At 44.1% G+C, this 12,096-nt stretch carries 19 protein-coding genes; all 19 read right to left on the bottom strand.

The window, feature by feature from the left end:
- Positions 1-47: 47 nt before the first annotated feature.
- Positions 48-350, bottom strand: coding sequence for a 30S ribosomal protein S14 (gene rpsN, locus GCWU000325_RS05350; RefSeq protein ID WP_006255205.1), 303 nt, complete (start codon positions 348-350; stop codon positions 48-50).
- A 9-nt stretch (positions 351-359) separates the two neighbouring features.
- Positions 360-917 carry a 50S ribosomal protein L5 gene (rplE, locus tag GCWU000325_RS05355; protein ID WP_006255206.1) on the bottom strand — a complete coding sequence of 186 codons (558 nt, stop codon included), beginning with the start codon at positions 915-917 and terminating at the stop codon, positions 360-362.
- Positions 917-1,237, bottom strand: coding sequence for a 50S ribosomal protein L24 (gene rplX, locus GCWU000325_RS05360; RefSeq protein ID WP_006255207.1), 321 nt, complete (start codon positions 1,235-1,237; stop codon positions 917-919). The genes rplE and rplX overlap by 1 nt, the downstream gene beginning before the upstream one ends.
- Before the next feature lie 22 nt (positions 1,238-1,259).
- Positions 1,260-1,625, bottom strand: a complete 366-nt coding sequence (gene rplN / locus GCWU000325_RS05365) for a 50S ribosomal protein L14 (protein WP_006255208.1) — start codon at positions 1,623-1,625, stop codon at positions 1,260-1,262.
- Position 1,626: 1 nt separating this feature from the next.
- Positions 1,627-1,884 carry a 30S ribosomal protein S17 gene (rpsQ, locus tag GCWU000325_RS05370; protein ID WP_006255209.1) on the bottom strand — a complete coding sequence of 86 codons (258 nt, stop codon included), beginning with the start codon at positions 1,882-1,884 and terminating at the stop codon, positions 1,627-1,629.
- 7 nt (positions 1,885-1,891) lie between these two features.
- Complete coding sequence (gene rpmC / locus GCWU000325_RS05375) at positions 1,892-2,092, bottom strand: 50S ribosomal protein L29 (RefSeq protein WP_006255210.1); 201 nt, start codon at positions 2,090-2,092, stop codon at positions 1,892-1,894.
- 2 nt (positions 2,093-2,094) lie between these two features.
- The gene (rplP, locus tag GCWU000325_RS05380; RefSeq protein WP_006255211.1) at positions 2,095-2,520 is read right to left on the bottom strand and encodes a 50S ribosomal protein L16; all 426 of its coding nucleotides are present in this window, start codon (positions 2,518-2,520) and stop codon (positions 2,095-2,097) included.
- 14 nt (positions 2,521-2,534) lie between these two features.
- Positions 2,535-3,266 carry a 30S ribosomal protein S3 gene (gene rpsC, locus GCWU000325_RS05385; RefSeq protein ID WP_006255212.1) on the bottom strand — a complete coding sequence of 244 codons (732 nt, stop codon included), beginning with the start codon at positions 3,264-3,266 and terminating at the stop codon, positions 2,535-2,537.
- A gap of 11 nt (positions 3,267-3,277) precedes the next feature.
- Complete coding sequence (gene rplV, locus GCWU000325_RS05390; protein WP_006255213.1) at positions 3,278-3,676, bottom strand: 50S ribosomal protein L22; 399 nt, start codon at positions 3,674-3,676, stop codon at positions 3,278-3,280.
- A 35-nt stretch (positions 3,677-3,711) separates the two neighbouring features.
- Positions 3,712-3,981, bottom strand: coding sequence for a 30S ribosomal protein S19 (rpsS, locus tag GCWU000325_RS05395; RefSeq protein ID WP_006255214.1), 270 nt, complete (start codon positions 3,979-3,981; stop codon positions 3,712-3,714).
- A gap of 20 nt (positions 3,982-4,001) precedes the next feature.
- Positions 4,002-4,826 (bottom strand): 50S ribosomal protein L2, encoded by an 825-nt coding sequence (gene rplB / locus GCWU000325_RS05400; RefSeq protein ID WP_006255215.1) that lies wholly within the window; start codon positions 4,824-4,826, stop codon positions 4,002-4,004.
- A 4-nt stretch (positions 4,827-4,830) separates the two neighbouring features.
- Positions 4,831-5,121, bottom strand: a complete 291-nt coding sequence (gene rplW, locus GCWU000325_RS05405) for a 50S ribosomal protein L23 (RefSeq protein WP_006255216.1) — start codon at positions 5,119-5,121, stop codon at positions 4,831-4,833.
- Between the two features lie 13 nt (positions 5,122-5,134).
- Entirely contained in the window at positions 5,135-5,764 is a 630-nt protein-coding gene (gene rplD / locus GCWU000325_RS05410; protein WP_006255217.1) for a 50S ribosomal protein L4, read from the bottom strand.
- On the bottom strand, positions 5,764-6,384 hold the full coding sequence (gene rplC / locus GCWU000325_RS05415; protein WP_006255218.1) for a 50S ribosomal protein L3: 621 nt from the start codon (positions 6,382-6,384) through the stop codon (positions 5,764-5,766). Before rplC ends, rplD begins: the two co-directional genes overlap by 1 nt.
- Before the next feature lie 77 nt (positions 6,385-6,461).
- On the bottom strand, positions 6,462-6,767 hold the full coding sequence (gene rpsJ, locus GCWU000325_RS05420; protein ID WP_006255219.1) for a 30S ribosomal protein S10: 306 nt from the start codon (positions 6,765-6,767) through the stop codon (positions 6,462-6,464).
- Positions 6,768-6,843: 76 nt separating this feature from the next.
- The gene (fusA, locus tag GCWU000325_RS05425; RefSeq protein ID WP_006255220.1) at positions 6,844-8,964 is read right to left on the bottom strand and encodes an elongation factor G; all 2,121 of its coding nucleotides are present in this window, start codon (positions 8,962-8,964) and stop codon (positions 6,844-6,846) included.
- Positions 8,965-9,068: 104 nt separating this feature from the next.
- Entirely contained in the window at positions 9,069-9,545 is a 477-nt protein-coding gene (rpsG, locus tag GCWU000325_RS05430) for a 30S ribosomal protein S7 (protein ID WP_006255221.1), read from the bottom strand.
- Between the two features lie 86 nt (positions 9,546-9,631).
- Positions 9,632-10,015: a 30S ribosomal protein S12 gene (gene rpsL, locus GCWU000325_RS05435; protein WP_006255222.1), complete on the bottom strand. Its 384-nt coding sequence runs from the start codon at positions 10,013-10,015 to the stop codon at positions 9,632-9,634.
- Between the two features lie 865 nt (positions 10,016-10,880).
- The gene (locus GCWU000325_RS05440; protein ID WP_006255226.1) at positions 10,881-12,029 is read right to left on the bottom strand and encodes an OmpA family protein; all 1,149 of its coding nucleotides are present in this window, start codon (positions 12,027-12,029) and stop codon (positions 10,881-10,883) included.
- Positions 12,030-12,096: the final 67 nt, after the last annotated feature.

The following is a 12,096-nucleotide window of genomic DNA, read 5'->3' on the forward strand; positions in this document are numbered from 1 at the left end:
GTATTTGATTAATTGATCGGGAAGCCCCGACAATATTAATAAGCGAATTACCAACTTGCTTTTTTAACTCCAGGGATCAAACCGCTTGAAGCCATTTCGCGAAATTGAATTCTTGAAAGGCCAAACATTCTAATATAGCCTTTGGGGCGACCTGTAATTTTGCAGCGATTATGAAGGCGGATCGGATTTGCATTCTTTGGAATGCTCTGCAATTTGCGTGCAGCTTCATAAGCCTCTACCGGATCAGAAGACTTATTTACAATCTCCTTCAAAGCAGCTCGTTTGGCAGCATATTTTGCAACTAACTTTGCACGCTTTACTTCGCGCGCTTTCATTGATTCTTTTGCCATACTACTAAATCAGTTAATGCTATTTTTTTTGAAAGGAAGACCAAATTCTTTCAGAAGGGCATATCCCTCCTCATCAGTTTGCGCAGTGGTAACGAAGGTAATATTCATACCTGTCATACGCTCTACAGAATCGATGTTAATTTCCGGGAATATAATCTGTTCAGTGATGCCAAGCGTATAATTTCCGCGACCATCTAACTTGCTTTCGATACCTTTGAAGTCACGAATACGTGGGAGGGCAACACGAATTAACTTCTCTAAGAATTCGTACATCTGCTCACGACGCAATGTTACCATCGCTCCAATAGGCATCTTTTTACGAACTTTGAAGTTGGCAATATCCTTACGTGACAATGTTACGACTGCCTTCTGACCAGTAATCGTGCTAAGTTCATTAACTGCGACATCAACGATTTTCTTGTCTGCAGAAGCAATTCCTAAACCTTCATTGATAACAATCTTCGTCAAACGAGGAACTTGCATTGAAGATTTGTAGTTGAATTGTTTCATCAACGTGGGAGCAATACGCTCACGATACTCTTTTTTTAGACTAGCAGTGGTACTCATTATTTAATTTCCTCCCCTGACTTTTTAGCATAACGTATAGTCTTTCCCTCTTCATTCTTCCTATGACCAATACGGGTAGGTTTTCCTGAAGCCGGATCTATAACATTAAGATTAGAGATATGAATAGGAGCCTCCATTTTAATAATACCGCCTTGAGGGTATTTTGCATTAGGCTTTTGATTCTTTGAAACGATATTCACACCTTCAACGACTGCACGTTTCTTTTCAGTGATGACACGAATAACCTTACCAGTCTTTCCCTTATCTTCGCCAGCGTTGACAAAGACAGTATCACCTTTTCTAATATGAAATTTATTCATTATATACTACAGTTATAACCGGTTAAAGAACTTCAGGTGCTAAAGAAACGACTTTCATATTAACACTACGTAACTCACGTGCAACAGGACCAAATATGCGGCTGCCGCGCAATTCTCCAGCGTTATTAAGAAGCACACAAGCGTTGTCGTCAAAACGTATATAAGAGCCGTCAGCACGACGAATCTCCTTCTTAGTTCTTACGATCAAGGCTTTAGATACAGCACCTTTTTTCAAATCACTTGAAGGAATAATGTTGTTGACTGCAACAACAATGATGTCACCAACACTTGCGTAGCGCCTGCGAGTTCCACCAAGTACACGAATGCACTTAGCTTCTCTTGCACCGCTATTATCAGCGACATTAAGTTTGGTTTCGACTTGTATCATATTACTTTGCTCTTTCTACAATTTTTACGACTCTCCATCTCTTGAGCTTACTCAAAGGGCGAGTCTCCATAATTTGGACGATATCTCCAAGATTTACTTCATTCTTTTCATCATGAGCATAATACTTTTTCGTCTTAGAGATAAACTTTCCATAAATAGGATGTTTTTCTTTAAACTTAGCCGCAACAATGATAGTTTTGTCCATTTTATTGCTAAGCACAACACCCTGTCTGGTTTTTCTCAATTTTCTAGCTTCCATTGGACAATTATTTACTGTTGTTAAGTTCATTCTCGCGAATGAGGGTTTTTAATCTCGCAATGGTACGACGGACCTCTTTTATCTGAGATGGATTTTCAAGAGGCGAAACGCTATGAGTTAAAATCAATTGTCCGTACTTATCAACCTCTGAAGAAAGGCGCTCTTGAAGCTCACCTTGCGGAATCTGACGAATCTCCTTAATTTTCATTGTTAAGCGTTTTTATCAAAATCGTGACGTACCACGAATTTTGTAGTAATTGGTAATTTTTGAGCGGCAAGGCGAAGAGCCTCCTTTGCGACCTCAAAAGGCACGCCCTCAACTTCAAAAATAATGCGTCCTGGAGTTATTGGGAATACGTACCCTACAGGATCACCCTTACCTTTACCCATACGTACGTCCGCAGGCTTCTTAGTAATTGGTTTGTCTGGGAAAATACGAATCCAACTTTGCCCTTCACGCTGCATATAACGTGTCATTGCGACACGAGCAGCCTCAATCTGGCGACCCGTCAGCCAATGAGTTTGTAAGCTCTTGATACCGAAGCTTCCAAACGCCAACTGATTTCCGCGTTGAGCATTGCCTTTGCAACGCCCTTTCTGAGGTCTTCTGTATTTTGTTCTTTTTGGTTGTAACATTTGGCTCTACTCTTTTAACGATTACCACCCCTACTTCTACGATCACGTCTTCTGTCACGACGTTCACCATCTTGACGACGGAAATCTCTCTCAGGCGTAAAATTAGGAGCTAAGTCTTTTTTACCATAGACCTCACCACGGCAGATCCACACCTTAATACCAATAAGGCCGACTTTTGTCAAAGCAGTGGTTTGGCAATAATCAATATCAGCACGGAATGTATGTAGAGGAGTACGACCCTCTTTGAACATCTCTTTACGAGCCATTTCCGCACCATTCAGACGACCAGAAACTTGCACTTTAATGCCTTCTGCACCCATCCTCATTGCATTTTGAATAGCCATTTTAGCAGCACGACGATAGGCAATTTTACCTTCAATTTGGCGCGCAATACTCTGACCTACTATATTTGCATCTAGATCAGGGCGTTTTACCTCAAAGATATTGATTTGAACATCTTTATCTGTAATCTTATGAAGCTCCTCTTTCAGCTTATCAACTTCCTGACCACCTTTACCAATGATAATACCTGGACGTGAAGTACAGATAGTGATTGTAATCAGCTTAAGAGTTCTTTCAATGATAATTCTTGATACGCTGGCCTTAGCAAGGCGGGCGTTCAAATATCTACGCAGCTTACTATCTTCGAGCAAAGTATCCCCATAATTGGAGCCACCATACCAGTTAGACTCCCAACCACGAATAATACCTAAACGGTTACTAATCGGATTAACTTTTTGTCCCATGTTTCTATCGATTAATCGTTATTCTTGGTTCCTACATACAATGTAACGTGGTTGGAACGCTTGCGAATTCTATAGCCTCGCCCTTGAGGCGCAGGACGCATTCTCTTAAGAGTGACTCCCTCGTCTACAAAAGCTGTCACAATAAACAATTCTCCGTCATCAGCCTTTCGTTCATTTTTTGTCTCCCAATTGGTGATAGCTGAACGAAGCAGCTTTTCAACTGCTAATGAAGCCTGTTTCTTTGAAAAACGTAATGTTCCTAATGCTCGATTGACCTCCATTCCGCGGATCAAATCAACGACATAACGCATTTTTCGAGGGGAAGAGGGGATATTACGGAGCTCAGCATAATACTGAGTTTTTTTGGCCTCTTTACGTTTAGCGGCCGCTAATCTTTTTCTTGCTCCCATTATAATCTTTTGTTTTTTAATTACAATACGCTGTATTAGCGTTTGTTGTTACCCGCATGGCCACCAAACTTACGCGTCGGTGCAAATTCCCCTAACTTATGACCAACCATATTCTCGGTGATATAAACCGGAATAAACTTATTGCCATTATGAACAGCAACAGTGTGACCAACAAAATCAGGAGAAATCATAGATGCTCTAGCCCAAGTCTTTACAACATTCTTTTTACCACTTTCATTCATGGCAAGAATCTTTTTCTCAAGAGAGACAGCTATATAAGGGCCTTTTTTTAGTGAACGACTCATAAAAATTCAATTAGTGCTTGTTACTTTTTAGACCTTTCCAGGATATACTTATTAGACTGCTTCTTCGGCGCTCTTGTCTTAAGACCCTTAGCATAAAGACCTGTACGAGAACGTGGATGTCCACCAGACTGACGGCCTTCACCACCTCCCATCGGGTGATCAACAGGGTTCATAACAACACCACGGTTGTGAGGACGACGGCCTAACCAGCGAGAACGTCCGGCTTTACCAGAAGATTCAAGTGCGTGATCAGAATTACCTACGCTACCTACAGTCGCTTTACAAGCACTCAGCACTTTGCGAGTTTCTCCTGAGGGCAATTTAATAACACAATAAGTGCCCTCACGTGACGTCAGCTGTGCAAAGTTGCCTGCACTTCTTACCAGAAGTGCTCCTTGACCAGGACGAAGCTCTATGTTGTGAACTACTGTACCGACAGGAATATTCTGTAAGGGAAGAGCATTTCCGACTTCAGGAGATGCTTCTGCACCTGACATCAAGCGATCACCAACTTTCAAACCATTAGGCGCGATGATGTAACGCTTTTCACCGTCAGCATAAAACAGCAATGCTATACGAGCCGAACGATTCGGATCATACTCTATTGTTTTAACAATTGCGGGAACACCGTCTTTCTCTCTACGGAAGTCAATCAAGCGGAATTTACGCTTGTGACCACCACCACGATAACGCGTAGCTCGGTGGCCGTCATTATTACGGCCGCCGGTCGAACGCTTACCATAAACGAGAGATTTTTCTGGTACGGACGCAGTAATTTCATTAAACGTACCAATAATCTTGTGTCTCTGCCCCGGTGTTGTGGGCTTAAATTTACGTACTGCCATTTAATTAAATATTACTATAGAAGTCAATCGTTTCGCCCTCCTTAAGAGTAACTACCGCCTTCTTAAATGCGTTAGAACGCCCCTTAATTAAACCAGAGCGCGTATAACGTGACTTGTTTTTACCAGCATAGCGCGATGTATTAACGTCAACTACCGTTACGCCATACAACGCCTCTACTTCTTTCTTAATTTGAAGCTTGTTCGCTTCAGGACGAACAATAAAACCGAATTTGTTTTGTTTGTCCGTCAAGCTAGTCATCTTCTCAGTGACTAAAGGTTTTACGATATATGCCATAGTCTCTTAGCCGTTATCTATTCAGAACAGCGTCGATATCCTCCAGCGAACGCTCAGTTATAACCAATGCACCGGCATCAAGTACGTTATACGTATTGATATCCTTTGCAATAGCCAACTTAGCGCCCTCTAAATTACGAGCTGACAAAAATACATTTTTATTAGCTTCAGGCAAAATAACCAGCACTTTTTTTTCTGAGACCTTAAGATTATTTAGGATCTCAACAAAAGCCTTGGTCTTAGGAGTTTCCATCGTGAAGTCTTCGAGGACAACGATTGAGTTCTCTTTAGCCTTGTAGCTCAATGCACTGCGGCGAGCCAAAGCCTTAAGCTTCTTATTCAGTTTAAAAGCATAATTGCGTGGTCTCGGGCCAAATACGCGAGCACCGCCAACTAGTACAGGTGAGTTAATATCACCACGGCGAGCGCCACCGCCACCCTTCTGGCGACCAAGCTTACGAGTAGAACCACTCATCTCGCTTCTTTCCTTTGACTTAGCTGTGCCTTGTCGTTGAGCTGCGAGATATTGTTTTACATCAAGGTAAATTGCATGATCGTTAGGTTCAATGCCAAAGACTGCCTCATTGAGGACAGCTTTACGACCGGTGTCTTCACCTTTTATATTGAATACACTGATTTCCATTATTTCTCAATTATTACGATTGAACCTTTACAGCCGGGTACAGATCCTTTAAGAAGGAGGAGGTTGTGCTCCGGTATTACTTTGATTACTTTCAGATTTTGATTGGTTGCGCGACGATTGCCCATCTGACCAGCCATACGCATACCCTTAAAAACCTTTGCAGGATAAGAGCATGCACCGATGGCACCCGGCTTTCTTGCGCGGTCGTCCTGACCGTGAGTACTCTGGCCCACACCACCAAATCCGTGACGTTTCATAACGCCTTGGAAACCGTGACCCTTAGATGTACCAACAACGTCAACATATTCAACGCCCTCAAATACATCGGCAACGGTAATCGTGTCGCCTAAGTTAAACTCTTTGTCAAAACCTGTGAACTCGGCCAAGTGGCGCTTGGGAGTGGTACCAGCTTTCTTAAAGTGCCCGAGAAGAGGAGCTGTCGTGTTCTTTTCTTTCGCTTCTTGGAAGCCAAGCTGAACAGCATTGTAGCCTTCTTTCTCTACGCTTTTAATCTGAGTAACCACGCAAGGACCTACTTCGACAACAGTGCATGGTATGTTTTTACCATCAGCACTGAAAACGGATGTCATTCCGATTTTTTTTCCTAATAATCCTGGCATTTCAGTAGTTTTATATACGGGAGCCTTGACGCTCTAAAAGAGACGCCGTAACCTCCCACTAAATAATATATTGTATACTATACTTTGATTTCCACTTCTACCCCACAAGGCAACTCAAGCTTCATAAGTGCATCGACAGTCTTTGCTGTAGAGCTATAAATGTCGATCAACCGCTTGTAGGTTGAAACTTCAAACTGCTCGCGAGACTTTTTGTTTACGAACGTACTTCTATTAACCGTAATAATACGCTTACGAGTAGGAAGTGGAATAGGGCCGCTAACGATTGCGCCCGTAGCCTTTGCATTCTTTACGATCTTCTCAGCAGATTTCTCTACGAGCGTATGATCATAACTCTTCAATTTGATTCTAATCTTTTGACTCATATTACATTCTGTTTATCAAGGGAAACGGTTTAAGAGTCATATTCTAAACAGCTCCCTTGGTATTGTATTTCACTTATTACTTTACCAAGTCTACACGACCATTGATTTCCTCAAGCACCTGACGTGCGATAGAAGCTGACAATGGTGAGTGGTGATGATATTGCATAGAGCTTGTTGCACGGCCAGAAGTAATGGTACGCAATGCAGTTACATAACCGAACATCTCAGACAGTGGAACGAGCGCTTTCACAACACGTGCACCAGATCGCGTGCTTTCCATACCCTCTACCTGACCACGACGTTTGTTCAAGTCACCGATCACATCACCCATATTCTCTTCAGGTGTAACAACCTCGAGACTCATAATAGGTTCCAACAAAACAGGACCTGCCTTTGAGCAAGCATTCTTGTAAGCGTTCAATGCTGCAACCTCGAAAGACAACTGGTCAGAGTCAACCGGGTGGAAAGAACCATCAAGCAGCTCAACCTTAAGGCTGTTCATCGGGAAGCCACCAAGAACACCACTCTTCATAGCATTCTCGAAGCCCTTTTGTACAGAAGGAATGAATTCCTTAGGAATGTTACCGCCGGTAACCTTGTTGATAAATTGCAGGCCACCCTCTTTGAAGTCCTCGTCAACCGGACTAACATCAACGATAATGTCTGCGAACTTACCACGACCACCGGTTTGCTTCTTGTAAACCTCACGGAGGTTAACCGTCTGCGTAATGGCCTCTTTGTAATTAACCTGAGGCTTACCCTGATTACATTCTACTTTGAACTCACGACGAAGACGGTCCAAGATAATATCAAGGTGCAGCTCGCCCATACCGGAAATAACCGTCTGGCCACTCTGCTCTTCTGTATGCACAGTGAAGGTAGGATCCTCCTCAGCCAACTTCTGCAAGCCCATTGAGAGCTTATCCATATCTTTCTGCGTCTTAGGCTCAACAGCGATACCGATAACGGGATCGGGGAAGTCCATAGATTCAAGAACGATCGGAGCAGCTTCATCACAAAGCGTATCACCTGTGCGGATATCCTTGAAGCCCACACCTGCACCAATATCACCTGCGCCGATTACTTCTTCCGGGTTTTGGTGGTTAGAGTGCATCTGGAAGAGGCGAGATACGCGCTCTTTCTTGCGGCTACGCGGGTTATAGATATATGAGCCAGCCTCAATCTTACCGGAGTAAACGCGGAAGAAAGTCAGACGACCCACATAAGGATCTGTTGCGATCTTGAAAGCCAAAGCTGAAGTGCGTTCATCTTCTGAGGGTTTACGATCTTCCTCTTCACCTGTCTCAGGATTTACACCAACGATATTCGGCGTATCCACAGGTGCAGGCAAGAACATACATACGTAGTCCAACAGATATTGTACACCCTTATTCTTAAATGAAGAACCCGGCGTCATTGGAACGAGCTCCATTGAGATTGTACCCTTACGGATAGCTGCCACAATTTCTTCGTTCGTCAAGCTTGTAGGATCTTCGAAATATTTCTCCATGAGCTTTTCGTCACACTCAGCAGCTTGCTCGAGCATCTTGCCGCGCCATTCCTCTGCTTCGTCTTGAAGTTCAGCCGGGATATCTTCCACCTCGTATTCTGCACCAAGCGACTCATCGTGCCATACGATAGACTTCATGCGAATAAGGTCAACGATACCCTTGAAGTTCTCCTCAGCGCCAATAGGAATTGCTACGACGCAAGGATTTGCGCCAAGCACCGCCTTCATCTGACGCACAACCTCGAAGAAGTCTGCGCCGGAGCGGTCCATCTTATTTACGTATCCAATACGTGGAACGCTATACTTATCAGCTTGACGCCACACCGTTTCCGATTGTGGTTGCACGCCACCAACAGCACAATAAGTTGCCACGGCGCCGTCCAATACACGAAGCGAACGTTCAACCTCAGCCGTGAAGTCAACGTGCCCCGGAGTATCAATCAAGTTAATCTTAAATTTCTGATTATTCCACTCCCAATAACAAGTTGTAGCGGCAGACGTAATAGTAATGCCGCGCTCCTGCTCCTGAGCCATCCAGTCCATCGTAGCCGCACCGTCATGGACTTCGCCAATCTTATGCGTCTTACCCGTATAAAACAAGATGCGTTCTGACGTCGTCGTTTTACCGGCGTCGATGTGCGCCATGATGCCGATATTACGCGTTAAATGCAGGTCATGTTTTGCCATCTTCTTAAATCTTTCGTTTTAATGCAAATCTTCAGAGCGATTATCTTCGTATCTCACACGCCGTTATGGTATGTATCACGATCGAAGCTACTCGCCCCAACAAGTTAAAATCTGAAGTGAGCGAACGCACGGTTAGCTTCAGCCATACGGTGCATATCTTCCTTACGTTTGTAAGCTCCGCCCTGTTCGTTAAAGGCGTCCATAATCTCAGCAGCCAGCTTATCAGCCATGGTCTTGCCACCGCGCTTACGAGCGTAGCCAATCAGATTCTTCATAGAGACACTTTCTTTGCGCTCCGGGCGAATTTCAGTGGGCACTTGAAACGTAGCACCACCGATACGACGAGATTTAACTTCGACTTGGGGTGTTATCTTATCCAAAGCCGCTTTCCAGATTTCCAGCGGAGAAAGCTCATTGTCTTTCATTTTTTCACCTACGATCTCGAGCGACTTGTAGAAAATTTCGTAAGATACATTCTTCTTACCGTCGAACATCAAGTGATTTACAAACTTAGAAACCTTTTGGTCTCCATAAACGGGATCCGGAAGGATAACCCGCTTCTTTGGTTTTGCTTTTCTCATTACAATTGGTCTTATTTAGGCTGCATTGAGTTCTTCAATTCTCCTTCGAAAATTTACTCAACCTTTTTGCAAACCAAATTAATTACTTATTTCTTTGCTGCTTTAGGACGCTTTGCGCCGTACTTTGAACGACGTTGCGTACGGTTAGCCACACCGGCAGTATCAAGCGTACCGCGAACGATGTGATAACGCACACCAGGAAGGTCTTTTACACGGCCGCCGCGCACAAGCACGATAGAGTGCTCTTGCAAGTTATGACCCTCACCCGGAATATAAGAGTTGACCTCCTTAGCGTTAGTCAAGCGCACACGCGCAACCTTACGCATAGCCGAGTTAGGCTTCTTAGGCGTGGTGGTATATACACGCACGCACACTCCACGACGCTGAGGGCAAGAGTCCAGTGCCGGAGATTTGCTCGTTCCGGTCACGACTTTTCTGCCCTTTCTCACTAATTGTTGAATCGTAGGCATTTGTTTGATCTTTAATTTGTTATATATTTTATTTTCTTACTTTCTGCACTAAACGCTTGTGTGGTATACACTGTAGCGGCTGCAAAATTACGAAGATTTGATTGAACAAACAAGATTTCAAGCACTTAATAGTTCATCGTCAAATGTTAAAAACAAGAATTATCGATTTGTTTGTAGCGGAAAAAGATACCATTGGACACTCACAAGGTATCAGCGGCGAACTTATCAGAAACGACATAATGAGCATCAATCGCTATGCATCGTTGCTCAAATTTTGCCCAATACAGATGAAAAGAAATGGCTTTCGATTTGATTAAAAGGGCTTTTCGAGCGCTTTTAATACAAAAAAATCCACCTTCACGCGAAAAAGGTCTGAATAAAAAAACATTGTGCAGCTACAAATGGCTAACATAACGCGCTGTGCTGCGATGAAGCTGGAGAAAAAAAGTGAGTCCGAGCAACTTCTCGATGCGACCGTACGGCAGCGTACTTTTGGAGATCTACCTGATGAAAACTGCGTGCAAGAAACAAACAGCTGACAACTGAAATTTTACGCACGAAAGCTAGGCGAGATACGACTGAGAGGGCGACCAAACGGTGTGCGCTCACGTGAACAGACTCTTACGCTCACGAACGCAAACCTTTATCATCACGAGCGTAAGCCTTTTTCGTCGTGAGCGTAAAGAAGGTAAACGAGGCGCTAATCGCCAAATCTTCTAAGTCTGGACGCATAATACGGCGGCAAAAGCATGACATGAAAGGTAGAAAACAAAAAGTCTCAGTCGTTAACGCCACTGAGAGAGAATACGAAAAAGCCGGACGAGAGGTGGTCGTCCGGCTTTTGCATTTATAATTGAATCAAAAATTACTTCTGATCGAGCGTACAGATACTTACGCGGTTCCAATCCGGCTCAGAGAACATGTTGCCAATACCTTGGCCTTCAGCCGTGATGCGAGAAGCGGCAATTCTATAACGCTTAACGAGGATAGTCTTCACTGCGTCTGCACGAGCAGCAGCCAACTTCTTGTTGAGCTCTAATGGGCCTTCCGGAGAAGCATAACCCTTGATAACTACTGTAGCTTCTTTGTGGTTAGCTAAGTAAGTTGCTACGCGCTCAACGTTCGGCATTTGAGAAGGATCAACAACAGACTTGCCTTGACGGAACGTCACAGCTGAAGTCATCAAGTTGTTAGTCGTTTCCTTAACTACCGGCTTACGGTTGCGGCAATCGTTCAATTGGTTCTGGAGATCAGCGATTCTGCGGTTTGCATCTGAAAGTTGGCCATCCTTGTCAGCCAATTGGCCGCGGAGGTCGTTGATGCGGCCGTTCAGACCGTCGATTTCGCCTTGGTCGTATGCGCGAACCTTAGTGAAGTAGTGCTCACCGTTGCTGGTCTTGAAGTGATAAGTAAGACCTGCGCGGAGTTCAACAGCTGCAGTGTTGAGATCGTAGTTAGCACCGCGAGCGCGAGCCATACCACGGAAACCTTGGTGATCGAGGTTGTAAACGATAGCCGGCTTCAACGCGATAGTCCAAGCACGATTAGCGCCTAAGTTGAAGTTGAAGTTGAGACCGAATTTAGAAGTCCAGAAGTCTGTGCCATCGATGTTAGGATCGCTATCATACATATAGCCCCAGCCGAGACCACCTATTGCTTCGAGCTCGAAAGGACGCGGAGTGCCTTTGTAGCCGCAGAACCAGTTTGTAAGGTTAACCTTAGCCAATACAGATGCATTAACTTGGTCGATAGCTGTCAAAGAAGGAGTAGTATTTACGTTAGCTTCACCTTCAAAGCCTAGACCGAACACCGGAGTAATTTGCTTCGTCAACTCCAGACCGAAGTTAGCACGATTGTGCTTCCAGAAAGCTGGACCTTTAACCGGAGCAATAGAACCTGCATTGAGGCCTAATGACCAGTTGTCAAAAAAGCGATGGTTTACAAAAGCGCCTTGTGCGTTTGCACCAAGTGCTACGAGGGCACCCATTGCAAAAACTGAAATAATTTTACGCATGATTTTTTGGTTTAGTTGAAGTAATTAATTGTTCACCTCTTAATTTTATACCGCAAAGGTACGGCAA

Source organism: Alloprevotella tannerae ATCC 51259 (genome assembly GCF_000159995.1).
Lineage (GTDB): Bacteria > Bacteroidota > Bacteroidia > Bacteroidales > Bacteroidaceae > Alloprevotella > Alloprevotella tannerae.